This is a genomic window from Acidibrevibacterium fodinaquatile, from assembly GCF_003352165.1.
GTDB classification, from domain to species: Bacteria; Pseudomonadota; Alphaproteobacteria; order Acetobacterales; family Acetobacteraceae; genus Acidibrevibacterium; species Acidibrevibacterium fodinaquatile.
This window is the reverse complement of record NZ_CP029176.1, coordinates 420,098-442,030: the sequence shown is the minus strand read 5'-3', so window position 1 is coordinate 442,030 and position 21,933 is coordinate 420,098. Positions and strand designations below refer to the sequence as shown.

General features: G+C 62.9%; 25 protein-coding genes and 1 tRNA gene. 18 read left to right on the top strand and 8 right to left on the bottom strand.

The window, feature by feature from the left end:
* Positions 1-21 precede the first annotated feature (21 nt).
* Positions 22-2,121, bottom strand: a complete 2,100-nt coding sequence (locus tag DEF76_RS02115; protein WP_114910915.1) for a ParB/RepB/Spo0J family partition protein — start codon at positions 2,119-2,121, stop codon at positions 22-24.
* A gap of 176 nt (positions 2,122-2,297) precedes the next feature.
* Positions 2,298-3,260 carry an ArdC family protein gene (locus DEF76_RS02110; RefSeq protein WP_114910914.1) on the bottom strand — a complete coding sequence of 321 codons (963 nt, stop codon included), beginning with the start codon at positions 3,258-3,260 and terminating at the stop codon, positions 2,298-2,300.
* A 476-nt stretch (positions 3,261-3,736) separates the two neighbouring features.
* On the opposite strand from DEF76_RS02110, the gene DEF76_RS02100 reads away from it, so the two are divergent.
* From DEF76_RS02100 to DEF76_RS02085, 4 genes are read left to right on the top strand one after another with little or no spacing between them, the layout of a single operon-like run.
* A complete protein-coding gene (locus DEF76_RS02100; RefSeq protein WP_114910912.1) occupies positions 3,737-4,843 on the top strand; it encodes an MBL fold metallo-hydrolase in 1,107 nt (368 codons plus the stop codon).
* Entirely contained in the window at positions 4,836-5,651 is an 816-nt protein-coding gene (locus tag DEF76_RS02095) for a hypothetical protein (RefSeq protein ID WP_162800442.1), read from the top strand. Before DEF76_RS02100 ends, DEF76_RS02095 begins: the two co-directional genes overlap by 8 nt.
* A 42-nt stretch (positions 5,652-5,693) precedes the next feature.
* Positions 5,694-5,990 carry a type II toxin-antitoxin system TacA family antitoxin gene (locus tag DEF76_RS02090; RefSeq protein WP_114910910.1) on the top strand — a complete coding sequence of 99 codons (297 nt, stop codon included), beginning with the start codon at positions 5,694-5,696 and terminating at the stop codon, positions 5,988-5,990.
* Positions 5,991-6,512: a GNAT family N-acetyltransferase gene (locus DEF76_RS02085; protein WP_114910909.1), complete on the top strand. Its 522-nt coding sequence runs from the start codon at positions 5,991-5,993 to the stop codon at positions 6,510-6,512.
* A 307-nt stretch (positions 6,513-6,819) separates the two neighbouring features.
* Here the strand turns inward: DEF76_RS02085 and DEF76_RS19190 are convergent.
* The 3 genes from DEF76_RS19190 to DEF76_RS02070 all read right to left on the bottom strand — a co-directional run bounded on the left by DEF76_RS19190 (position 6,820) and on the right by DEF76_RS02070 (position 8,478).
* A tRNA-Gly gene (locus DEF76_RS19190) sits at positions 6,820-6,927 on the bottom strand.
* Between the two features lie 282 nt (positions 6,928-7,209).
* Entirely contained in the window at positions 7,210-7,854 is a 645-nt protein-coding gene (locus DEF76_RS02075) for a PEP-CTERM sorting domain-containing protein (protein ID WP_162800441.1), read from the bottom strand.
* A gap of 180 nt (positions 7,855-8,034) precedes the next feature.
* Positions 8,035-8,478, bottom strand: a complete 444-nt coding sequence (locus DEF76_RS02070) for an organic hydroperoxide resistance protein (RefSeq protein ID WP_114910907.1) — start codon at positions 8,476-8,478, stop codon at positions 8,035-8,037.
* A 201-nt stretch (positions 8,479-8,679) separates the two neighbouring features.
* On the opposite strand from DEF76_RS02070, the gene DEF76_RS02065 reads away from it, so the two are divergent.
* Both DEF76_RS02065 and DEF76_RS19185 read left to right on the top strand, forming a co-directional pair.
* Positions 8,680-9,447, top strand: coding sequence for a DpnI domain-containing protein (locus DEF76_RS02065; protein WP_114910906.1), 768 nt, complete (start codon positions 8,680-8,682; stop codon positions 9,445-9,447).
* Positions 9,448-9,467: 20 nt separating this feature from the next.
* On the top strand, positions 9,468-9,704 hold the full coding sequence (locus DEF76_RS19185; RefSeq protein WP_162800440.1) for a hypothetical protein: 237 nt from the start codon (positions 9,468-9,470) through the stop codon (positions 9,702-9,704).
* Positions 9,705-9,969: 265 nt separating this feature from the next.
* Here DEF76_RS19185 and DEF76_RS02060 read toward each other — a convergent pair whose 3' ends face one another.
* Positions 9,970-10,410, bottom strand: coding sequence for a hypothetical protein (locus tag DEF76_RS02060; protein WP_114910905.1), 441 nt, complete (start codon positions 10,408-10,410; stop codon positions 9,970-9,972).
* Positions 10,411-10,412: 2 nt separating this feature from the next.
* Positions 10,413-10,886 (bottom strand): septal ring lytic transglycosylase RlpA family protein, encoded by a 474-nt coding sequence (locus DEF76_RS02055; protein ID WP_114910904.1) that lies wholly within the window; start codon positions 10,884-10,886, stop codon positions 10,413-10,415.
* A gap of 84 nt (positions 10,887-10,970) precedes the next feature.
* Here DEF76_RS02055 and DEF76_RS02050 point away from each other — a divergent pair, with 84 nt between their 5' ends.
* Positions 10,971-11,660, top strand: a complete 690-nt coding sequence (locus DEF76_RS02050) for a PEP-CTERM sorting domain-containing protein (RefSeq protein WP_162800439.1) — start codon at positions 10,971-10,973, stop codon at positions 11,658-11,660.
* On the opposite strand, the gene DEF76_RS02045 is transcribed toward DEF76_RS02050, so the two are convergent.
* Positions 11,635-12,849: an ABC transporter substrate-binding protein gene (locus tag DEF76_RS02045; protein WP_114910903.1), complete on the bottom strand. Its 1,215-nt coding sequence runs from the start codon at positions 12,847-12,849 to the stop codon at positions 11,635-11,637. The genes DEF76_RS02050 and DEF76_RS02045 overlap by 26 nt on opposite strands.
* A 223-nt stretch (positions 12,850-13,072) precedes the next feature.
* On the opposite strand from DEF76_RS02045, the gene DEF76_RS19180 reads away from it, so the two are divergent.
* The 11 genes from DEF76_RS19180 to DEF76_RS01995 all read left to right on the top strand — a co-directional run bounded on the left by DEF76_RS19180 (position 13,073) and on the right by DEF76_RS01995 (position 21,921).
* Positions 13,073-13,435 carry a hypothetical protein gene (locus DEF76_RS19180; protein ID WP_162800438.1) on the top strand — a complete coding sequence of 121 codons (363 nt, stop codon included), beginning with the start codon at positions 13,073-13,075 and terminating at the stop codon, positions 13,433-13,435.
* The gene (terL, locus tag DEF76_RS02035) at positions 13,374-14,711 is read left to right on the top strand and encodes a phage terminase large subunit (RefSeq protein WP_114913601.1); all 1,338 of its coding nucleotides are present in this window, start codon (positions 13,374-13,376) and stop codon (positions 14,709-14,711) included. Before DEF76_RS19180 ends, terL begins: the two co-directional genes overlap by 62 nt.
* Before the next feature lie 4 nt (positions 14,712-14,715).
* Positions 14,716-16,125 (top strand): phage portal protein, encoded by a 1,410-nt coding sequence (locus DEF76_RS02030; protein ID WP_114910901.1) that lies wholly within the window; start codon positions 14,716-14,718, stop codon positions 16,123-16,125.
* Positions 16,122-16,526 carry a phage scaffolding protein gene (locus tag DEF76_RS02025; RefSeq protein ID WP_114910900.1) on the top strand — a complete coding sequence of 135 codons (405 nt, stop codon included), beginning with the start codon at positions 16,122-16,124 and terminating at the stop codon, positions 16,524-16,526. The genes DEF76_RS02030 and DEF76_RS02025 overlap by 4 nt, the downstream gene beginning before the upstream one ends.
* Positions 16,527-16,623: 97 nt before the next feature.
* Positions 16,624-17,946, top strand: a complete 1,323-nt coding sequence (locus DEF76_RS02020) for a DUF4043 domain-containing protein (RefSeq protein WP_114910899.1) — start codon at positions 16,624-16,626, stop codon at positions 17,944-17,946.
* A gap of 32 nt (positions 17,947-17,978) precedes the next feature.
* A complete protein-coding gene (locus DEF76_RS02015) occupies positions 17,979-18,260 on the top strand; it encodes a hypothetical protein (RefSeq protein ID WP_240319082.1) in 282 nt (93 codons plus the stop codon).
* A 2-nt stretch (positions 18,261-18,262) separates the two neighbouring features.
* A complete protein-coding gene (locus tag DEF76_RS02010) occupies positions 18,263-18,664 on the top strand; it encodes a hypothetical protein (RefSeq protein ID WP_114910897.1) in 402 nt (133 codons plus the stop codon).
* A gap of 4 nt (positions 18,665-18,668) precedes the next feature.
* Positions 18,669-19,325: a hypothetical protein gene (locus tag DEF76_RS02005; RefSeq protein WP_114910896.1), complete on the top strand. Its 657-nt coding sequence runs from the start codon at positions 18,669-18,671 to the stop codon at positions 19,323-19,325.
* The gene (locus DEF76_RS02000) at positions 19,325-20,152 is read left to right on the top strand and encodes a hypothetical protein (RefSeq protein WP_114910895.1); all 828 of its coding nucleotides are present in this window, start codon (positions 19,325-19,327) and stop codon (positions 20,150-20,152) included. Before DEF76_RS02005 ends, DEF76_RS02000 begins: the two co-directional genes overlap by 1 nt.
* A 31-nt stretch (positions 20,153-20,183) precedes the next feature.
* Positions 20,184-20,336 carry a hypothetical protein gene (locus tag DEF76_RS19615; protein ID WP_205216075.1) on the top strand — a complete coding sequence of 51 codons (153 nt, stop codon included), beginning with the start codon at positions 20,184-20,186 and terminating at the stop codon, positions 20,334-20,336.
* 4 nt (positions 20,337-20,340) lie between these two features.
* Positions 20,341-21,921: a phage tail protein gene (locus DEF76_RS01995; protein ID WP_114910894.1), complete on the top strand. Its 1,581-nt coding sequence runs from the start codon at positions 20,341-20,343 to the stop codon at positions 21,919-21,921.
* Positions 21,922-21,933: the final 12 nt, after the last annotated feature.

Genomic DNA, 21,933 nt, shown 5'->3' with positions numbered 1-21,933 from the left:
GAGCCGCCCCGCTGGCGAGCCTCATTCCGCCGCGATGGCGTGCGGCCGCGGTTCGTCGGGATCGTCGGAAGTCGCCGCCTCGTCATCTTCGCCGGCGAGGAAGTCCGGCAAGGCCTCGGCTTCGCCGGCCGGCACGTCAGTCTCGGTCTTAATCCCGGCCAAACGCAGCGGCTCTGGCAGCCAGCCCGTGCCGTCGAGCAGCCGCTCGGCCTCCTTGGCCATTTCGGCCTTCTTCAGATGGTCGATGAGTTGCGCCGACTGTTCGCCCTTGGCTTCGCGGACTGCATCGAGGATGCGGGCCTTTGGAACCCGACCGAGGTAATTGTCGGCGGTGGGCCGCCAGCCGGCCGCGGCCATGTCGAGGTTGACGGCCCGGGCGAGCAGGTCGCCATGGGCGAACGCGCCAGGACGACGGTTCCACGGCTCCTTCACGACATTGACGGCGAGCGAGGCGCAGTGTGCGAAGAGCGTCGCCTGGCTGTCGCCGTCGAACTCCGTCAGCGCATCCCAAAGATCCGCGGGCGTTTCGGGCAACTGCTTGCCCCATTGTTCGTGCCGCGCCTCAATCGCCTTAGCCGAAGGCGATTCTGCCAAGCCCGGCGCCTGGGCGGCGAAACCCGAACTCTTCGCCGTGATTTCCAGGCAGGTGTCAGAGGCATAGCGATAGAAAGTCGCGAGGCAGAGCGCATGCAGCACCGTCTTGAAGGCGACGTGCGGTTCACCCGCCAGCGCGTCTCGTAGCGCGAGCGTGCGGTGGGCGGTGAGTTCCGTCACCAGGCGGTCGGACAGCGGGCGGATGGCGTCGTCATCGTCCGACGCCTCCGCCTCGGGAGCGGGCACTCCGCCGATGGTGATGACGGAGCGCTGGACCGAAGGCGCCGGTGGTTCGGACGGGATGTCGCCGTCCGTCGTGCCGTCGCCGCCTCCGGCCGGCTCAACCGGCGCTTCATCCTCGGGCCGGACGAAGCCACGATCAATGCGCAGGCGGCCCTCGCCATCGATGCTCACGAAGATGCCGGCGCGGGCGATCGCCGCCGGATCGTGGCTGATCGGGCGATCCTCGAGCTCAGCAATGGCCGTCTCGATCTCGCCGAGTCGCTGGTCGACCTCGTCGGGCAACTCGTCGGCCTCGGCGTTTTGCTGCTCAAGGGCTTCTTGTTCGGCCTTGAGTGCGACAAGGCTCGCTTGCTCTTCCTCGGTGAGGCCAACGGTGTCGCCGGTCAGCCGACGCAGACCAGCGGTGTGGCCGTAGGGGAAGTCGCCGGCGACCGCGATCCACTTCCAGCCCTCGGCGCGCAAGCTCTCGGCCTCGGCCTGGAGCTTCTCGATTACGAGCCGATCGAGGAGCGCAGGGTCTTGCAGCCAGCCGCCATCGTCATGTTGGAAAAGGTCGCGCAGGATCGAGCCACCAGCGGCCTGATAGCCGTCGAGCCCCACGAACTGGGCGCGACGGTCGGCAGCGCGGACCGCGCCCTCGGTGAGCTGGCGCCGGATATGGTAGGGCTCCTTGTTGTAGGAGTGGCTGACGCCCTCCCAAACCTGTTCCTGACGGGCATGGTCACTGGTGACCGTGAACGCCATCAACTGCTCCAGCGTCATGCCGTCCTCGGCATAGACGTCGAGGAGCACCGAAGAGACGGCGGCGAGGCGCAGGCGCTGCTTCACCACGGTCGGCGTCACGAAGAAGCGGGCGGCGATCTCCTCCTCACCCAGGCCCTTGTCGCGCAGGGCCTGGAAGGTGCGAAACTGGTCGAGGGGATGGAGGGCGACGCGCTGGACGTTCTCGGCCAGCGAATCCTCCTCCGCGATCCCGCCCTCACGCACGATGCAGGGCACCGGCGCGGTCTTGGCCAGGCGCTTCTGCTTGACCAGCAGTTCGAGCGCCCGGAATCGGCGCCCACCGGCAGGCACCTCGAATATGCCGGTCTCCTGGCCGTCCGCGTCGAGCACGGGTCGGACGCTGAGGCCCTGCAGCAGGGTGCGGTGAGCGATGTCCTCGGCCAACTCCTCGATCGAGACACCGGCCGTTACGCGCCGGACGTTTGCCTGGCTGAGCACCAGTTTGTTGAAAGGGATGTCACGCGAGGCGCTGAGGATGATCTTCTGAACGGCGGTAGCCATGTCGGTAATCTCCGCGACGGGCGCCGAGAGCCTCTCTCTCGACTTCCAACCAGTCACGAAAACCGGCGCAGCCCTCTCACTCTTCGGTTCCGCCGATCCGGAAAGCCGGAAAAGCGGCAGCACGGATGTCCGGCTTCGCGTTTCGGCTGAAGCCGGCCGGGAGCAGCGCCGCGTGATCAGGCCGCCTCCCGCTCGTCGTCGGTCGACGTGGCCGCGACCTGTTGGGGAGCATCAGGTTGGAACCCCAGGATGAAGTCGGCGGCCTTCGAAGCCGCGCTGGCAGCGCGCACGATGGCGCGGTCGTCCTCCCGCAGCACTTCGAGCCACGAGGCAATATAGTCGGCATGGCGCACCGTCGGGGTGATACTGAGCGAGGCGCAAAGATAAGCGGCGGAAATCTCGGCAATCAGTTCCTCGAACGCGTATTTCTTCGACCTGAAGGATCCGGTGAGGTCGCGGTTGAGACGTGAATGATGGCCGCTGGCGTGGCCAACCTCGTGCAGGGCGGTTCGGTGCCAGTTGATGGGTTCGAAATAGGCCTGCGGAGGTGGGACCTGCACGAAATCATGCATCGGATCGTAGAACGCCCTGTCTCCACCGATCCGGAAGTCCACGCCCGTAGCCAGGATCAGCGCCTCGGCTTGCGGCAGGATGAGGCTGGTTTCGGCCGGCGGCGCGACCGCCACGATCTGTTCGGGCAGGCCCTCGCATTGCGCCACGTTGAAAACAGTGAAGCGCTTGAGGAACGGGATCGCCTGCGCTTCGTAGCCGATCTCAGCGGCCCGGCGGCGTTCGTCTTCCGGCGTGAAGCGGTCGGCGTAAACGACGGTCGTGCCGCGCTCGCCCTTGCGCACATGCCCATCGAGACTGAGCGCTTGGCGAAAGGTCAGCCAACTCTGGCCCGTAAAACCGTGCTCAATGACGGCGCCCCACAGAATGAGCACGTTGATACCAGTGTAGCGCCTATGGGTCGCGGCGTTCTTGGGCATGGCGAGCGGCGCTTTCGCCGCCGCCGTCCCCCAGGGCTGGACCCATGGCGCACGGCCGGCCCCCAACTCGGCGATGATCTTGTCAGTGATTTCCTGATAAAGGCCCGTCCGGTCCTGGCCGGAACGCGCGCGAGCGGTGTGTCTGGACATCGCGGTTCTCCGCGACGGGCGCCGCGAGCCTCTCTCGCGACATCGAACCCGTTACGGCCAACCCGGCCTGACTCTCACTCTAAATCGAGGCTCACGAGTGTGGCGCCGGATGATCGGATCTCCGCCTTGCCGGGTCGCGACCGCGCGCTGTGTCGGCGGCGTCATGCCGCCGAGCGCCATCACACGATGCGCTCGTCGCGCCGGTTAGCCGGCGAGTTCGTCCTGGGGACAGGTGGCGTCAGGACGGCGATCCGCACCTATACCGATCGAGCGGGCGGGACGTTGTATTGTCTCGGCACTTGGCACAGCCACCTCGCGGTCTCGGGCCCCTCGGGGATCGACCACGCGACCGCAACGACTGTTGCACTGGCTCGTCTCGCCCCGTCCGTGCTGCTCATTCGAACCCCTGGAGGCTATTGGGGGGTGCTGGCAGACAACCTGACCACGCAGTCGCCTCCGATCCCGGAGGTCACGTCATGACCGGCTTGGAAGTCGAATTCCTGCCCGTGGACGAAAAATCCCGCGCCGGCGATGCCATCGCAATCCGGTACGGTGATCCCCACAGCTTTCAGCTCATCGTCGTCGATGGCGGGACGACCGCCTCCGGCGAGACGCTGATGGAGCATCTCACATCGATTTGCGGCGGTCCCGTGCCGATCGTGCGCGACCTGGTCATCACCCACCCGGATATCGATCACTCCTCCGGCGCCCGCGTCGTACTCGAGAAGGCCGATGTGCGCCGCGTTTGGACCCATGTCCCTTGGTGGCATGCCGAGGCGATCCTGCCGCACCTTCAGGATTCACGGTGGACCGTCGATGGCCTGACCAGACGCCTGAAGGCCGAATACGACGTCATCAACGAGATCGTCGCTACGGCGGGCACGAAGGGCATCCCGGTCTTCGAGCGGTTTGCCGGTGCCGCTATCGGGCCATTCACCGTGCTGTCGCCGCCGCAGCACATCTACCCGCAACTGGTCTCTCACTTCCCGGATACGCCGCGAGCATCCGGCAATATGTCCGACTTTGCGGATCAGGGTATCTTGAAGGCGGCGCTTGAGGCGCTCGCCAAGACAGCCGCCAGCATTTGGGAAGCTTGGGGCTTCGAGCGGCTGCGCGACGGCGGCGAAACAGGTGCTCGCAACGAAAGCAGTGTTGTCCTCTACGGCCAGTTTGACGGATGGAAGCCCATCCTTTTGACAGGCGATGCGGGAAATCTCGGCCTTGAATGGGCGGCTTCCTTCGCCGAGGCGTGCGGTCTCGTGCTGCGCAACTTCGCACTGGTGCAGGTGCCCCATCACGGCAGCCGCCGAAACGTCGGCCCAACGATCCTTAACCGCCTGATCGGGCCCGTGGTGTCGGAGGGGCAGGTTCCGCATTTCACGGACGTCGTGTCCGCGCCGAAAGACGACAGTGCGCACCCGCGCAAGATCGTCATGAACGCCTTCATGCGTCGCGGCGCACGCGTGCTTGGGACGCAAGGCGTTGCTACCTGCTTCGGTTCGGGGTTCCCGCTACGCGCGGGATATGGCCCGGCCGCAGCCATGAACTTTTCTCCGGTTGTCGAGGCCTATGACGATGACTGAATCGGCGCGCTTGTTTCGGATATTTGATCGCTACGACATACTCGCCCGAATAACACCAGGGCTCCTGGCGCCGCTTGTTCCGGGGATCAGCTTGCTGATCGCATTCCCTCAGATCGTCACCGGGAACATCTATCGGACCATCGGATCGGGCGTCGTGATGATAGGTCTCCTCTATCCGTTCGCGAGCATGGCCAGGTCTCGCGGTCGTGCCGTGCAGCACACGCTCAAGCAGCGATGGGGTGGGTTTCCGACGGAGATCGTTCTGCGATTTCGAGATAACACGATCGAGATGCCGACCAAGCGTGCATACCACGCGGTGCTGCAGGACCTCGCGCCGGACTTCCGGCTCCCAGACGCCAGCGCAGAGGCACAGGATCCGGACGCAGCCGATGGCATTTATCGAGCGGTGATCCGTCGCCTAATCGACCTACGGCGCGGCCCCAAACATCCACTCATCCACAATGACAATATCGCCTATGGTTTCTGGCGCAATCTGCTGGGCATGAGAGGGGCGGCACTCGTGTTGGCAGTCTGCGCGTCAGCCGCCATCGTGGTAACGCGAACCACCCAAATGACGACCGGCAACATGCCGCTCTGGGCGATCGCTCGGGATGCACCTGCCACCCAGGTCGCGGCGGTTGTGCTCCTCTTCCTCTGGATAGCCTTTCTTCTGATCATCGTTCGACCGTCACGCGTGTGGGACGCGGGCGTGGCCTATGCCGAGCGGCTTCTGGCGTCGCTGCCTCCTCCTTCTGTCCCCAAGCTGAAGGGCCGAGCACCGAAAGGTGAGAACCAAAGCGCACCTTGAAAAGTTAGTCGGATTGACGTACATATTTGGCTGGAGGTGACCATGGCCACGACAGCAAAAACCAACCGACGGCTTCGGGAAGAGCGGCTTGGGTTTCGGGTCGACCAACCCACCAAGGCTCTGATCGAACGGGCGGCGCAACTCGAACGGCGCAAACTGACGGATTTCTGCATGACCGCGCTTACGGACGCTGCCCGGCGGACGATTGCGGAGCATGAGACGCTCGTCCTGTGTGATCGGGACCGCGTCGTTTTTTTCGACGTCCTGGTCAATCCACCGGCCCCGAGCGAACGGTTGCAGCGCGCGTTCGCGGAGCACAAGCGCCGGGTTGTCCGGTGAATGGCGAAGCAGCCATCCAGGGATCTTCGGGTCGCGCTACTCGACGAGCAGCACGATCGGAGCAGCTTTACCTGCGGCGTGGAGAGCCTGGATCGCTACCTCAAGACCCAGGCCGGCCAGGATGTCCGCCGGAGGGCGAATGCCGTGTTCGTCCTGAGCGAGGTCGGCGAGCCGGCCCGTATCTTGGGCTACTATACCCTTTGCGCGATGGCGGTCTCCCAAGGCGACGTGCCGGAGACAGCCCGCAAGCACATCCCGCGCTATCCGCTGGTGAGCGCCACCTTGATCGGTCGGCTGGCCGTGGCGACGGAGCACCAGGGACAGCGCTTGGGCGCGCTCCTTCTCGCCGATGCATTGCAGCGGGCGTTCGAGAGCGCCGGCACGGTTGGATCCTCGATGGTGGTCGTCGATGCGCTCGACGAGCCGGCGGCCGGATTCTATGCGGCGCATGGGTTCGTGCGATTACCCGACTCGCTGCGGCTTGTGCTGCCGATGCGCCTCGCAGGCGGGAGGGCTGAGTGATGAGTTTCGCATTCGCGTCGCCATCGGCGCCGGTGAAGCAAAATGGGCCTCGCTTGGGCGTCCTGGGAAGCGCGATGGCGTCCAAACCCAGCCTTCGTGGTGGAGCGCAACGCAACCCATTGCCGCCTGTCGCGCAGGCGGCAAACCGTGGCTTTGGGATGCCTTCCATGCCGGCGACAGCCGGTAGCCCGCTGCTTTTCGCTTTCTGCTGCTTCCCCCCTGCTTCCCCAGCTTTCGCGTGGGGGGCGGGGAAGCAAAAAACGGCCCCGAAGGACCGTTTTAACCGCTTCATTTTCTTGAAGAAATCTGGAGCGGGCGAAGGGATTCGAACCCTCGACCCCAACCTTGGCAAGGTTGTACTCTTCGACCGCATCCTGGATCCGAAACCAAGCTGTCCTGATGGAGTCTAACCCGCACATTAGAACGTCGTGATGGTATTTTTGTTGGTATAGGCCAGGACGAAAAGCCAAAAAGTACACCATTCTTGAATATGTTAGACTGGAAGCACGATTCCGCCCCTGGGCACCATCCCCCTCTTCGCCATTGTTTCTTTTCACCGCCAGGGCCACGGCGGCGGGCGCGCGGCTGAGCGCGGGCCACGGCCCAGGAACGACACAGGGCCAACAACGCAGAAGCGCGCCGAGGAGGGCTCCCCGGCGCGCTTGGGTGATGCGTTCGCGCTTGCCGCCGGGGCGGTTCAGGCGCGGCGGCGGCGGATCAGGCCGAGGGCGGCGAGTGGTGCCGCGAGGAGGGCCATGGTCGCGGGTTCGGGCACGCTGCCGGATGGCGCTTGCTGGCCGGAGATGGTGAGCGTCGGGTTAGAGATCGGCGGGTCGGCGAGGGCGCTGGCATTGGCGGAGGTAGCGGTATAAGTTCCGGAGGTGAATTGATAGAGCACCCCGGTATCGCCGAGCCCGTCGCTATCCGCGGTTGCGGTGAAGAGCGGGCTCGCCGCGTTGACGGTGAAGACAGCCGGGATCGCATACGATCCGATATATCCGGCGATCTGCAGCGTGTCGGGCGAGGTGCCCTGGACGTCAATGGTGGCGGTGGAGAATGCGACGGTACTGCCGGCGGCGGTGTAGGTGCCGTCGGCGGTGGCGGCGATCATATAGCCACTGCTGAGCCCGTAGTCATAGGCGAATGGCGTCTGGCTTTGCGAAGGGGCGGTCACGGTCAGGGTGAAGGCGCCCGGGCTGAATGGCGCGCTGGTGCCGAGCGTGGGGAAGCTCCCGGTGAGGGTGAAGGTATCGTTGGGATTGGCGATCGCGCTCGCCCAGGCCTGGGGCGCGGCGAGAGACGCTGTCGTGGCGAGGGTGGCGGCGAGAATGAGGCGGCGCATGCGGCTTCTCCTGACATTGAGCGCGCGGGGTTGACCTAAAAGCGAAGACAACGAAAATTTGCCGGATCGCAGATTCCTGAGATGATCGATCATTAATTATTCATTAACAACTTGGTCTCTTTTCGTCAACCACTTTTCCGTGTCACTTCGATGTCACCCCGCGCGCGCCGCCGCCGGGCGTTATGCGCCTTCGGTTTCGAGCGCGATGTCGATATTGCCGCGCGTCGCGTGGCTGTAGGGGCAGATTTTCTCGTGGGTTTCCTGGACCAGGGCGCGGGCTTCGGCGGTGGGCAGGGTTGGCACTTTCACGTGGATCTTGACGGCGATGCCGAAGCCGCCGCCTTCGCGCGGGCCGACGGCAGTTTCGCAAGTGACCACGGCGCCGGCGACATTCTTTTTATGCTGACTTGCGACGAATTCGAGGGCGCCGCCGAAGCAAGCGGCATAGCCAGCGGCGAAGAGATGTTCGGGCGTCGTGGTATTGGGCAGACCCGGCCCGCCCATTTCCTTACGCACCGAGAGGTTGACGCTGACCGAGTGATCGGTGGTCTCGGAGTGTCCATTGCGCCCGCCGGTATTGATGGCGATGGCGGTGACGAGCGGCTTGATGGTGTGCGCGGCCATGTGGTCTCCTCCTCTGTCGTTACGGCCAGGCCATGCTAGGCTTGTCATGGCTGGGAGGGCAACAGGAGAGCGGGGGATGACATGAGTCTGGAAAAACTTCGTGAAAAAGGCTTCGATATCGCATTCCACGGCCATGCCGAGGCGATCTTGAAGGTGGATTTTCCTGGAGAAATTTGTAAAAAATAATGCGCACGAGCAAAAATGAATTTGCATTTTGAAACAAATTTGGCAGATTCCTATAAAAGCCAAAGTCAGAAAATAAGAGTATTAAGCGAGGCTTGGGTTCAAAGAGAAATCTATTGTCCAAATTGTGGATATATATCTATTAATAAATACAAAAACAATAACCCTGCTTCAGATTTTTATTGCTCTGTTTGCAAAGAAAACTATGAATTAAAGAGTCAGAAAAAACATAATCTTAAAAAGATAATTGACGGCTCATACTCTTCTATGATAAATCTAATTGAAGAAAGCAGAAACCCTAATCTATTTATATTGAAATACGATTCTTTTAATCTGGTTGTTTCTGACCTCGTTGTAATTCCAAGACATTTTTTTACATCTTCAATCATTGAAAAAAGGAAAGAATTGTCTCAATCAGCACGTCGAAAAGGCTGGGTTGGTTGCAACATTTTAGTCGATAAAATTCCCTCGGAAGGAAAAATTCCACTTGTATCCGATAACATTCCAATAACAAAAGAAATTGTCGAATCTCAATGGAAAAAAACTCTATTCCTTCAAAAAGAAAACAAAGAATCAAAAAGTTGGATAATTGAAATTATGAATTGTGTAAATTTTTTAAATAAAAAAACTTTCTCTATTGATGAAATTTATGTATTCGAAGGGCATCTTAAGTGTATTTTTCCTCATAATCAGCATATTAAGGCAAAAATCCGACAAAAACTGCAAATTTTGAGAGACACACATTACCTTGATTTTTTGGGAAATGGACTGTATCGCTTGCGCTAGGATCAGGTGGGGGAAACGCCATGAGCGAATCCGTAAATCATTTTGTAAATCATTATGAATGCGACCGCTGTGGTCGAAAATGGACGGATATATGGTCTGCCATGTGCGATGACGACTGCCCGTCTTGCGGCGCGCAGCATGTTTCTCCCTATCGAAGCGACGATGCGGGTTTTGCCGCTTCCAAGAAAAAACTCGGCAGACGGAAGAACGCCAATTTGGCCAAAGATCGCAAATCCCCGCCGCCGTCGCAAGCGTGATTTTCCGCGCCGGCTTCGCCAACGGCGAAGCCCAACGGGACAAAAGTTTTTTGGTTCTTTTTTTCAAAAAAGAACTTTTTCCCATTCTTTTTCCTCTCGTCCCCCCCTTGACAAATCCGCCCAACCCCCTAGAACTCCCCTTCGCCCAAGCATAAAATTGGGGCCGGCGGCTTTCGGGCTGGCGGCGAGACCCATCCGATTGGGCGATTATCCTTCTCGTTGGAGAGAGGGCGGTTCCGGTCATCGGGCCGCCTTTTATTTTGCCTCAATTCCCGGGAATCCCGAGCGCGTTTTTGGGATCGACATAGTGGTGCGGCGGCGGCACAGCGGGGTATAGCACCACTTTCCAGGCGCATTGCGGGGTTTGGTAGACGCCGCTGAACCCGGCCTTTTCAAGTCTTCCCTCGAGCGAAAGCAGATAGGGCGGGCGGTTGGGCGGCGCGGTGTTGAGGCGCGCGAGCACCTGGCCCTCGCGGCTCATGCTGCCGCGGATGACCAGCGCGCCGTCATTGGGGGTGAAGACGACGCTGAGGTCGGCGGCGCGGGTGACCAGGGTTGCCGGCATGGCATCGGTGCAGTGGACGCCGCCCATCGGCTGGATTTCGCCGGTGTAGCGCTGGTCATAGGCTTGGGTGCTGAGTTCCTTGCCGATGGTCGCGCAGCCGCCGAGGGCGAGACAGGCGAGCGCCGCGCCGAGGCCGCGCATGGTCAGAGCGGCGAGACCGCTACCTGCGCGGTGCCGCGGCTCAGGATCCCGAGCTTGCGCGCGGCGGCGGGGGAGAGGTCGATCACGCGCGAGGTCTGGCCGGTGCGATCGGTGATGACGACGTCAACGAAGCGCTGTGAGCCGACCAGGCTCACCCGCACCCAGGTGCCGAGCGGAAGCCAAGGGTGGGCGGCGCTCATGGCGGTTGCGTCAAAATGGCGGCCGCTCGCGGTGCGCTTGCCGTGAAACCCGGGGCCGTACCAGGAGGCGGTGCCGATTTCCGGCGCGCGCTCGAGGGCGCGGGGGCGGGCGCGGCGGAGCTGGCCGAGGCGCGTGCTGGCGCGCTTGGCCGCGGCGGGCTTGCCGCCGCTCGCCGGCGGCTCTTGTGCTTTGGCGCCGGGCGCGTGCAGGGCAAGCGCCAGAAGCGTCGCCATCGCGCCGGGCAGAAGGGGGCGCAGAATGCGTTTGGCTCTCATCCCCCGTCTCCAAACACAAAAAATGGCTCGGCGCAAGGTTTTGGCTATAATCTCGTCGCGCCAACCCGGTTAAGGAGTGTCTCCATGCGTTCTGCGCAGCTTCTTCGCGTTGCTTTTCTCGCCGCGCCATTTGCCCTGCCTCGCTCGGCGGCCGCGACCGTCGCGGTATCGCCGGCGGTGCCGGCCCCAGGCGCGGGGACCGATTTGATGACGCTCAGCGGCAGTTACCTCACCACCATCCCAGGCTCACCTCTGTTCTCGAGCCAAAATTTTACCCTCACCCTACAAATTCCCGCCGAATTCGTCATTACAACCAACTATATTGGCCTGATTCCGTTCGACAATCAGCAATTTCCCGGCACCTATACCGTCAACGGGCATGAGATCGGACCATTCCAGGCGTTTTTCGAGTTCGATGGGGCCTACTCCCCGAACGACGAAGGCGCTCATGTCGCGGTCAGCTCGCTGCTCACCGCCAATGACAGTTTCGTCGTGGATTTCTCTGCCAACGCCCCGCTCTTTACCGTGCGCGGCAGCAGCACGAACCCAGCTGGAATCCTCGCGGCTGTCGATACCGGGACTTTCGACGTCACTTTCGGCGCGGCAAGCTACAGCGTCGATCCCGATTTCACCGGGAGCCTCACGCTCACCGGCCAGCCATCAGTGCCAGAACCGGCGAGCGCGGGATTGCTCGCTGCTGGTACCCTCATGCTGGCGGCGCTGAAGCGGCGCACTTGGCGGCTGGCTTTTACCCGGCGAATTTGCAGTCAGTAACGGGCGGCGCTGCGTCCATCGGCGGGGTGGTTGCGACGAGTTTGTAGTAATCCCAACCACCTTTGCTCTCGGCTGGCGATTTCACCTCGAACAAATAGGGCGTCACCATGGCGCGGCCATCGGCGCGGATGCGGGTTTGGCCGAACGCGTCGTCATCGGCGGTGTTTTCTTTCATATGCGCGATGACGGCAGCGCCATCGCGGGCGCGGGCGACGCCGAGGGCCGCGACCGATTTCAGGTAATGGAGCGTTCCCGCATAACACGCGGCGTGGACATCGTTCGGGTAATTGCCGTTGGTTTTGGGCAGCACGCGGCGGGTGAAGGCGCGGGTGCGGTCATTCAGATCCCAGTAAAAACTCTCGGTGAGCAGCAGACCTTGGCCGATCTCGAGCCCGAGGCCATGCACGCCGGTCACCGAAAACACCAAAGCCGCAAGGCGCGTGCCGTCTCGGGTGATGCCGAACTCCTTCGCTTGTTTCACGCAATTGACGGTATCATCGCCGGCATTGGCAAAGCCGATCACCTTCGCGCCACTCGCCTTGGCGCGCACCAGAAAGGACGAAAAATCCGTCACCCCAGGAAAGGGATAAACCGCATTGCCCAAGACCTTGCCACCGAGTTTGGTGACGACATCGCTCGCATCGCGCGCGAGCTGCTGGCCGAAAACATAATCGGCGGTGATGAAATACCAGCTATCGCCGCCGGCGCGGTAAATCGCGCGGCCCGACGAGGCCGAGACCATGAACACGTCATAGCCCCAATGGACGGTGACCGGCGTGCATTGCTTGCCGGTGAGATCATCGGTGCCGGCGCCGGTGTTGACATAGGCTTTGTTCTTTTCGCGGCAAATGGTGTTGACCGCGAGCGCGACCGAGGAGGTCGGCACGTCGGTGATCATGTCGACGCCATCGCGATCGAACCATTGGCGGGCGATGGTCGCGCCGATATCGGGTTTGTTCTGGTGATCGCCGACGAGAATCTCGACGGCAAATCCCTGGCCGGCGAAATCCTCCACCGCCTGGCGGGCGCAGGCGACCGAGGTTGGCCCGGTGACATCGCGATAGGGGCCGGACATGTCGGTGAGCACACCGATGCGAATGACGTTCTTGCTCTCGGCACGCGCCGGCGCGGCGGCGAACGGGATCGCGGCGCCGGCCGCGCGGAGCAACGTGCGGCGGGTGAGTTTCATCTTTTCCTCCCCATTTTTTGGTCTCATGGACCTTTGCAACCCCTTTGCTATAGCGAAACCTCGCGGCAAAAGGAACGAATTTCCGCCCGCGCCGGCGGGTCGCGCGATTTTTCAAAAAAAACGCTTGCCCACGCGCCCCGGTTTGACGTATAAGCCCCGTTAGCATGACTAACTATGTCGGGCGGGCGCCACCACGCACGCCGCCCGCCCCCGGAACGCCAGAATGCCCGCCCCCACCCCAGACGTCCCGCCGAGCGACGGCCTCTCCCCGCTCGACATCCTGCTCGCGGTGATGCGCGCGAAATGGCAGGAGGGTGACGCCGACGGCGCCGCCGAACTCGCCCGCGCCGCCGCCCCCTATCTTCACCCCCGCCGCGCCCCGGTTCCCGCCGAGCGCCGCGGGGCGCGCGCGAAGGACGCCGCCCCTGCCCTCGACGATGCCGATCTCGAACGCGAAATCGCAGCCCTTGCTCACGGAAGCGGCGCTGCGCCGTTCGGTGCGGACCTCTTTGCAGGCCTGGGCGATGCTGGCGCTAGCGCCCGAACGCCATCGCCCGGCGGCGCATCATCGGCTGATCATCGCTGAACTCGAGGCCTTAGCGCGCGGCGAAAACGATCGGTTGATGCTGCTGCTGCCGCCGGGCTCGGCAAAATCCACTTACGCCAGCGTGATCTTTCCCGCCTGGTGGTTCACCCAGGCACCGCACTCCAACGTCATCGCGGCGTGCCATACCGCCTCGCTCGCGAGCCATTTCGGAAGGCGGGCGCGCAATCTCGTCGCCGAGCATCATCGCCGCCTCGGGATCGCGCTCGCGCCCGATGCCCGCGCCGCGGCCAACTGGACGACGCGCGCCGGCGGCACTTATTACGCGGTCGGCGTGCGCGGGCCGATCACCGGCCGACGCGCCGACCTCGTGCTCATCGACGATCCCGTCAAATCGCAAGCGGAAGCCGATTCGGCTGCCGCGCGCGCGCATCTTTGGCAATGGTATCAGAGCGATCTGATCTCGCGCCTGAAACCCGGCGGCCGCGTCGTGCTGATCATGACGCGTTGGCATGAGGATGATCTCGGTGGGCGCCTTCTCGCCGAGCAAGCCGCCGGCGGCGATCGCTGGCGGGTCTTGCGCTTGCCAGCCCTCGCCGAAACCGATGATCCGCTCGGCCGCGAAGCCGGCGCGCCGCTCTGGCCGGAATGGGAAACTCATGAGGCATTAGCCCGCAAACGCCGGATCATCGGCGAGCGCGCTTGGGCCGCTCTCTATCAACAGCGGCCACGCCCGCCGGAGGGATTGTTGTTTCGCACAGATGCGATCACGCTCTTGGACGCAGCGCCGCGCCCGCTTGCGCGGGTGCGCGCCTGGGATCTCGCCGCCAGCATCGCCCGCCCGGGCTTCGATCCGGATTGGACGGTCGGGTTGCGGCTTCTGAAAGACGAGGCCGGGCGCTTCATCGTTGATGACATTGTGCGTCTCCGCGGCGGCCCGCACGAGGTCGAGCAGGCGATCCTTGCCTGCGCCGAGCGCGACGGGCGCGAGACCACCATTCTGCTGCCGCAGGATCCCGGCCAGGCCGGGCGCGCCCAGGTTCTTTATCTGACACGTAAACTCGCCGGCTATCACATCGTCTCCGGACCCGAAAGCGGCGCCAAGGTGACACGCGCGAGCCCGGTTGCAAGCCAAGCCGCGTGCGGCAATCTCGCCATCGTCAAAGCCCCGTTCACGCGCGCGCTCCTCGAGGAACTGCGCGACTTTCCCGCCGGCAGCAAGGATGATCAGGTGGATGCGCTGTCGCGCGCCTTCGCCCATCTCAGCGCCGCCCCCCAAGCGACACGGCAGGTCAATCTGCCGCTTCTTTCGCGGTAGAGGCATGTTCGACACACTCGCAAGCCTGATCCCCATGGACCCCGACTATCCGGCGCGGACACGCAAGCTCGACATCCTGCGCCGGGTTCTCGATGGCACGCTCTATGACGTCTTACCCTATGAGTTTTATGACGAACGAAGCCCCGGCGGCGAGTATATCCCGCTCCGCCAGCGCCGACCCTCGGTGCGGTATAATCTTTGCCGACTGGTGGTTGAGGATTCAGTCGCCCTGGTCTTCAGCGAAGGCCATTTTCCAGCGCTCGACTCGCCGGACCCGGCAGTACGCGATGCGCTCGGCGCCATTCTCCGCGAGGCCAAACTCAACGAGGTGATGATCGATGCTTGCTTGCGCGGCTCGGTCGGCTCGGTCGCCATACTGATGCGCGTTTTGCGGGGACGGGTGTTTTTTCAAACACTGGAGACGATGTATCTCACGCCGCGCTGGGAGGCCGAGGCTCCCGATACGCTTGCCTCCGTCACCGAGAAATTCAAGGTCTCGGGCGGCAATCTCCTCGATCAAGGCTATGAAGTCCCTGATCCGACTGGGCAATACTGGTTTCAGCGGCGCTGGGACGCGGAATGGGAGTGGTGGTTCGCGCCGTGGCCGATCGCAAGCGACGAGACGCCGCGCATCGATCACGCGCGCAGTGTCCGCCACGGGCTCGGCTTCGTTCCCATTGTATGGGTCAAGAACCTTCCCGGCCCCTCAGCGACCGGCGATATGCGCGACGGCGCCAGCACCTTTCGCGCCGCTGTCGAGACCGCGATCGAGATCGATTACCAGCTTTCGCAAGCCGGGCGCGGCCTCAAATATAGCTCCGATCCGACGCTGCTGATCAAGGAGCCGGCGACCTCTGACAATCAGATCATCAAAGGTGCTGCTAATGCTCTGGTGGTTTCCGAAAAGGGCGACGCAAGGCTGCTCGAAATCGGCGGCACCGCGTCTGCTGCGGTGATCGATTATGTGCGCACGCTCCGCGAACTCGCCCTCGAAAGCATTCATGGCAACCGTGCCGATGCGCAGCGCTTCGCCGCCCCCACCTCCGGCCGCGCTTTGGAAATGATGAACCAGGGACTGATTTGGCTCGCCGATAATCTCAGGATTTCCTATGGCGAAGGGGCGTTGCTCGCGCTCGCGCGGATGGTGCTGCGGGCAAGCCAGCATTATCCGCTCATCGTCCGCGGCGCGGAACTGCCACCGCTTGACCCCGAGGCCAGCCTCAGCCTCACCTGGCCGCGCTGGTATCCGGCATCGGCCGATGACCGGCTGAAAGATGCGCAAGCGCTCACCACGCTGACCGAAGCCGGACTTTTGTCGCGCGAAAGCGCACTGAAATCCGTCGCCAGCACCTATGACATCGCCAATATCGGCAACGAGATCGCGACCATCGCGGTCGCGGAAGGAGAAGCATGACCGAAGCCAGCGACCCGTCTTTGCCGGAACCAACACTCGAGGAGTTGCGCGCCGAAACCGCCGCCTTGACGCGGCAATTGCAGGAAGTGACCGAGGCCGCGCGCGCGCGCATCATCCGCGCCGAACTCAAGGCCGAAGCGATCAAGGCGGGGATGATCGACCTCGACGGCTTGAAACTCATCGAGCCTACTGCCGTCAAACTCGATGACAAAGGCGAGGTCGAGGGCGCGGGCGCGCTGATGACGAAACTCAAACGCGAAAAGCCCTGGCTCTTCGCTGCTCATTCGTCGTCGTCGCGGGCAACCCCGCCGCACGCCGAGCCGCCGCGCCAAAAGCACGCGAGCGAAATGACCGCTGCCGAATATCGCGCCGCCCGCGCCGAGATGCTGCGGCGCCGATAAAAAGCGACGAACTCCGTCGGCACGAACCGCCCGATCCCTCCGGGGGCGGTGCCTTTGACCTGACCTTCCCGACCATCCCCCAAACAGAGGATCTCCCATGGGTATCAATAATTTCCCCGCGGCGTTGCAGCCCATCATCCAGCAGGGCTATCTCGAGCGCGAATTCGAATCGGCACTCCATTCCAAGCTCGGCTATCGCGACATCGCCGATCGTGAGGTCTTCGCCGTCGGGATCGGCGAAACCCTGACCAAGACCCGCGCCGGCCTCAAGCCCTCGGTCACCACACCGCTTGCGCCGGCGACCAACACCAATCTCGATAACGGGCTCACGCCGCAGTATTTCAACATCGAGCAATACACCCTCTCGATCAATCTCTACGGCGCCACCACCGACCTCAACATGGTGACGAGCCGCGTCGGCATCGCCTCCCAATTCATGCTCAACGCCTCGATCAATGGCGAGCAGGCGCGGCGCTCGCTCGACGAGCTGGCCCGCAATCAGCTTTTTTCCGCCTATTTCGGCGGCAATACCCGCGTCACCACCGGCCTCAGCGCGCCGGCCGCGACGATCGCCGTCGATGATGTGCGTGGCTTTCAGTATGTCTGGGTGAATGGCGTGCCGACCGCGGTAAGCGCGAGCAATACCCTCACCGTCACCGTCGGCGCCGATGTCTATACCCTGATCGGCGTTGCCGTCGATGCGACGAGCACGTCGACCACGCCGGGCGGCTTGTCGGGCGAGCTGACCTTCTCGAGCAATGTTTCGATCGGCGATGGCGCGTCCGGCAGCACCGTGCAGGCGGCGAATGCGTCCGTCATCATCCGCCCGGGCGGCGCCACCAACACCTCGCAATTGCAGGCGACCAACACGCTGACGATGGCGAATCTCCTTGATGCCGTCGCGAAGCTCCGCCTCAATAACGTCCCCGATCTCGGCGGCGTCTATCACTGCCATCTCGATCCGGTCTCGGCGCGCCAGCTCTTCGCCGATCCCGATTTCAAGCAGCTCTTCACCATGGGCTATGACACCGAGACCTTCCGCCGCGGCGAACTCGTAAGCCCCTTCCTTGGTCTTCGCTTCGTTCCGACCACGGAAGCCTATGTCCAGCCGGCGCCGGGCCTGCCCGGGCTTTATATCCGCCGCCCGATCGTTTGCGGCCAGGGCGCGCTGATTGAAGGCGATTATGCCGGCATGGCGGAAGAGGATGTCGCGCCGCGCGATGCGATCATCAGCATCATCGACGGCGTCGCCATGGTGACCCGCGAGCCGATCGATCGCCTGCAGCAGATCATCGCGCAATCCTGGTATTGGATCGGCGGCTTCTGCGCCCCGACCGACGTCACCACCAACCCGACCACCATCCCGACCGCGACCAACGCCGCGTTCAAGCGCGCGGTCATGATCGAGCATGTGGGCTGACGACGATGGCGATTGGATCGACGCAACCGCTGATGGTGTCGGCGACGGCAACGCTCGCCGCCGGCACCACCTCCACCGCGATCGCGCTGGCCGGTTCGGGCGAGGCGGTTTTGGTCTATAACGCGAGCGCCGCGCTCGCTTTCATCCGCTTTGGGATGGATAACAGTGTGACCGCGACCAGCGCCGATGTGCCGATCCCGCCGGGCAGCCGGATGCTGATCCATGCGGGCGAGTTTGCTAAAACCGTCGCCGCGGTGTTGGCCTCGGGAAGCGGCAATCTCTATTTCTCGCGTGGCCAGGGAACGGTTTACTGATCATGTCCGCAAGCCCCTTGACGCTGCCGTTCACGGACGCCGAAAAAACCGATATCCGGCGTTTTTGCGGCTATCCGGCCTATGGCGCCGGGGCTGCGGGCTTTCAAAGCTGGCGGTTTTTCCAAGCCTACGGCACACTGGAATACCGCATGAACAATCTCGCGCCGGCGGAATATGCGGTTGTGCGCTCGGTTTATCTCGCGCAGCTTTATCCGCTCGAGGTGGCGATTCCTGCCGCTGGCGGCAATCTCGATACCGCGAGTGCCGCGGTGTGGACGCATAATAGCGAAGAAGTCCATCAGCGCGAGGAATTGTTCGATGATTGGCGGCGGCGTCTTTGCGGCTTTCTCGGGCTTCCCCCTGGCCCCGCACTTTCTTACGGCGGCATCGCGCTGATTGTCTGATCCCATGAACCCCGATCGTTTGCAGGATTTGATTTATCGTGGCATGGGACGCGCCGCGTTGAAAACCGGGCAGCTCTATAACGCCTTTCGCCCCGCGGGCAATACCAATCCGTGTGCTGCAACGAACCGCTATCTGCAACTGCGCGCGGCGTTCAACGCGACCGATCCGCGCTTTGTCCGCGCCAATACTTACGGCCATCCGGTCTGGTATGGCGTGTTCGATTCCGCCTATACGCTGCCCGGCGATTATCTCATCGAGCATGACACCGGGCGGACGTTCTTTATCGCGAGCCAGCCGCCGCTGCTCCCGGTGGTAACGGTTCTTGCCGAGCGCATCGTCTCCGTCCTCCGCCCGGGCGGCCCGACCGGCTTTGGGGTGCAGGCCTATGGCGGCGTTGAGATCGCAGCCGCGACCCTGCTCCTTGGCAATTGGCCGGCGAGCATGATGGAAGGCGGCAATGGCGGCGGCGCGCGTTACGCCGGCGATCTTCCTGCCGATGTGCGTCTGACCGCCTTCACGCTTCTGCTGCCGAGCTTGCCCGGCATCGTCCCGCGCGTCGAGGATTTGGTCGAGGACGATCTCGGCCGTAATTTCGTTGTCAGCAGCGCCGAACTTTCTGAGCTTGGTTGGCGTCTCGTGGTCCGGCAGGTGGCAAGCTGATGGCCGATCAATCCGATGTCGAAGCCGCCCTCGTCAATGCCGCGATGGCCGCCCTCTACCCGCAAGGGTTGAGCGGGCCGAGCGTCTGCGGCGCGCCGGTGCGGCTTTATCGCGGCTGGCCGGAAAGCAACGCGCTCGATGCCGACCTTGCCGCCGGCTATGTCAATCTCACGGTCTTTCCCGAGGATAGTGGCGAGCGCAACACCACCCGCTATCTGCCGAAATGGAGCAACCCGGCGCCGGTCGCGCCGACCTTGACGGTGACGACGACCGCAGACAGCGCAACCTTCGCCGGCAGCGCCGGCCCGGGCCAAATCGCCGGCATTCTCGCCGACGCTAACACCTACGTCTATCCCTGCCAGAGCGGCGATGCACCGGCCAATGTCGCGGCCAACCTTGCAAGCCAGATCATGGCCAATCGCTTGGTGCAATTGTCGAACGCGACGATAACCATCCCCGGTGTGCAGCGCCTGATCGCGCGCACCGTCGCAACCCAAGGGATTTTCAACCAGGTTCGCCGCCAGGAGCAGATTTTCCGCCTCATCGCCTGGTGCGCCGATCCCGCCTTGCGCGATGCGGCGATGATCGCCGTCGATAGCGCGCTCGCTGCGACCTATTTTCTTCCGTTTCCCGATGGCAGCGTCGGGCGCCTGCGTTTTCGGCAAAGCATCACCCTCGACCGTCAGGAAAACGCGTCGCTTTATCGCCGCGACCTGCTCTACTCGGTCGAATACCCGACCTTGCAGACGGCGAGCTTGGCTTCGATGCTGTTCGGCACGACGACGATCGGCACCGTGGGCAACGCCTCGGTATCCCTGACTGACTGACGCGATATTCCCCTGTCCTGGAGAGTGGATCATGACAACCAACCTGGTGGTCGTGCGGCCGTTCGGGTCGTATGCCAAAGGCGCGCTGATTACCGACGCCGCAACCATCGCAAGCATTCTTGCCAGCGAGAATGCCAACGCCGTGGTGCGCGTCAACGCCACCACGCCGTTGAGCGGAGGCTGAAACGATGCCGATCGTAACGCAAGGCAGCCTCAACACCACCGCGTTGGTGGTGCCTGATCTCTATGTTCAGATCGTGCCGCCGCAGAACCTGGTTCTCAATGGCGTGCCGACCGACATTATCGGCGTCGTCGGCACCGCGACCTGGGGCCCGGTCAATCAGCCGGCGATCGTCGGCACGATGGCCGACTATGTCGCAACCTTCGGCCAATTGCAGCCACGCCAATATGATATGGGAACGCAGGTCGCAACCGCGATTCAGCAAGGCGCACAGAATTTCCGCTGCGTGCGCGTAACCGACGGCACCGATACCGCGGCCCAGCTCGGACTTTTCTATACCGGCACCAACGGCCCGCTGGTCCTGACCGCGCTTTATACCGGGAGCTTCGGCAATCAGATCACCGGGAGCATCATGCCGGGAAGCCAAGCCGGCACCTGGCAAATCACCTTCAGCCTGCCCGGATTCACGCCGGAAGTCTTCAACAATATCGGCGGCACCGGCGCGACTTTTTGGCAAAACCTTGTCAATGCCATCAATCTCGGCCAGGGGTCGTTGCGCGGCCCCTCGCAGCTCGTCGTCGCCTCGCTCGGCAATACCCTGACCGTGACCCCAACCAGCGAGGCGTTTGCTTTCAGCTACGGCACACCCGGCAGCGATGGCGCAAGCAACGTCACCTCGACGACCTTGATCGGCCACAGCACGACGCCACGCACCGGAATGTATGCGCTCGGCGGCCAAGGTTGCTCGATCGCCGTTCTTGCCGATAGCGTCGATCAGACGCAATGGACGACGCAGGCGGCGTTCGGCCTCTCGGAGGGGATCTACATGATCCTGACCGGGCCGCAGGGCGATACCATCACCGATGCGGTCGCGACCATCCAGAGCGTTGGCCTTGATAGCTACGCCGCAAAGCTGATGTTCGGCGATTGGATCTGGTGGAATGACCAGACCAATAATCTCATCCGTCTGGTCTCGCCGCAGGGCTTTGTTGCAGGAAGGCTCGCCAATCTTTCGCCCGAGCAATCGAGCCTCAACAAGCCGCTCTATGGCGTGGTCGGCAGCCAGCGCTCGGGCGCGCCGGGGGCGCCGCTCGCCAACACCTATTCCACCGCCGATCTCGATGCCTTGTTCACGGCTGGCATCGACGTCATCGCCAATCCGCAGCCGGCGGGAAGCTTCTGGGGGGTGCGCGGCGGCTTCAACACCTCGACCAACCCGGCCAATGATGGCGATAATTACACGCGGCTTACCAACTACATCGCCGCGACCCTGGAAGCCGGCATGGGGCAATTCGTCGGCCAGCCGATCAACGCCGCGCTGTTTTCGCAAATCCGCGCGACCTTGCTTTCCTTCCTGCAAGCGATGCTGGGTCAAGGCATGCTGGGCGCGACCAGCAGCGGCGCGGCCCCGTTTCAGGTGGTGTGCGATACCTCCAATAACCCAGCCTCACGCACCGCGCTCGGCTACGTCCAGGCCGATGTGCAGGTGCAATACATGGCGATCAACGAGAAATTCATCGTCAATGTCGATGGCGGCCAGACCGTCACCATCCAGAACCAGACCCTGCCGTCCGGGCAGATCGCTTAAGGAGACATTCCC

Bases quoted from the DNA above. Each gene is read 5' to 3' on its own strand.
- DEF76_RS19615 (WP_205216075.1), top strand. From the start codon at position 20,184: ATGACAACCAACCTGGTGGTCGTGCGGCCGTTCGGGTCGTATGCCAAA.
- DEF76_RS02100 (WP_114910912.1), top strand. From the start codon at position 3,737: ATGACCGGCTTGGAAGTCGAATTCCTGCCCGTGGACGAAAAATCCCGC.
- DEF76_RS02050 (WP_162800439.1), top strand. From the start codon at position 10,971: ATGCGTTCTGCGCAGCTTCTTCGCGTTGCTTTTCTCGCCGCGCCATTT.
- DEF76_RS02000 (WP_114910895.1), top strand. From the start codon at position 19,325: ATGGCCGATCAATCCGATGTCGAAGCCGCCCTCGTCAATGCCGCGATG.
- DEF76_RS02095 (WP_162800442.1), top strand. From the start codon at position 4,836: ATGACTGAATCGGCGCGCTTGTTTCGGATATTTGATCGCTACGACATA.
- DEF76_RS02005 (WP_114910896.1), top strand. From the start codon at position 18,669: ATGAACCCCGATCGTTTGCAGGATTTGATTTATCGTGGCATGGGACGC.
- DEF76_RS02015 (WP_240319082.1), top strand. From the start codon at position 17,979: ATGGTGTCGGCGACGGCAACGCTCGCCGCCGGCACCACCTCCACCGCG.
- DEF76_RS02025 (WP_114910900.1), top strand. From the start codon at position 16,122: ATGACCGAAGCCAGCGACCCGTCTTTGCCGGAACCAACACTCGAGGAG.
- DEF76_RS01995 (WP_114910894.1), top strand. From the start codon at position 20,341: ATGCCGATCGTAACGCAAGGCAGCCTCAACACCACCGCGTTGGTGGTG.
- DEF76_RS19180 (WP_162800438.1), top strand. From the start codon at position 13,073: ATGCCCGCCCCCACCCCAGACGTCCCGCCGAGCGACGGCCTCTCCCCG.
- DEF76_RS02075 (WP_162800441.1), bottom strand. From the start codon at position 7,854: ATGCGCCGCCTCATTCTCGCCGCCACCCTCGCCACGACAGCGTCTCTC.
- terL (WP_114913601.1), top strand. From the start codon at position 13,374: ATGCTGGCGCTAGCGCCCGAACGCCATCGCCCGGCGGCGCATCATCGG.
- DEF76_RS02115 (WP_114910915.1), bottom strand. From the start codon at position 2,121: ATGGCTACCGCCGTTCAGAAGATCATCCTCAGCGCCTCGCGTGACATC.
- DEF76_RS02055 (WP_114910904.1), bottom strand. From the start codon at position 10,886: ATGAGAGCCAAACGCATTCTGCGCCCCCTTCTGCCCGGCGCGATGGCG.
- DEF76_RS02090 (WP_114910910.1), top strand. From the start codon at position 5,694: ATGGCCACGACAGCAAAAACCAACCGACGGCTTCGGGAAGAGCGGCTT.
- DEF76_RS02065 (WP_114910906.1), top strand. From the start codon at position 8,680: ATGAATTTGCATTTTGAAACAAATTTGGCAGATTCCTATAAAAGCCAA.
- DEF76_RS19185 (WP_162800440.1), top strand. From the start codon at position 9,468: ATGAGCGAATCCGTAAATCATTTTGTAAATCATTATGAATGCGACCGC.
- DEF76_RS02030 (WP_114910901.1), top strand. From the start codon at position 14,716: ATGTTCGACACACTCGCAAGCCTGATCCCCATGGACCCCGACTATCCG.
- DEF76_RS02070 (WP_114910907.1), bottom strand. From the start codon at position 8,478: ATGGCCGCGCACACCATCAAGCCGCTCGTCACCGCCATCGCCATCAAT.
- DEF76_RS02045 (WP_114910903.1), bottom strand. From the start codon at position 12,849: ATGAAACTCACCCGCCGCACGTTGCTCCGCGCGGCCGGCGCCGCGATC.
- DEF76_RS02085 (WP_114910909.1), top strand. From the start codon at position 5,991: ATGGCGAAGCAGCCATCCAGGGATCTTCGGGTCGCGCTACTCGACGAG.
- DEF76_RS02110 (WP_114910914.1), bottom strand. From the start codon at position 3,260: ATGTCCAGACACACCGCTCGCGCGCGTTCCGGCCAGGACCGGACGGGC.
- DEF76_RS02020 (WP_114910899.1), top strand. From the start codon at position 16,624: ATGGGTATCAATAATTTCCCCGCGGCGTTGCAGCCCATCATCCAGCAG.
- DEF76_RS02010 (WP_114910897.1), top strand. From the start codon at position 18,263: ATGTCCGCAAGCCCCTTGACGCTGCCGTTCACGGACGCCGAAAAAACC.
- DEF76_RS02060 (WP_114910905.1), bottom strand. From the start codon at position 10,410: ATGCGCGGCCTCGGCGCGGCGCTCGCCTGTCTCGCCCTCGGCGGCTGC.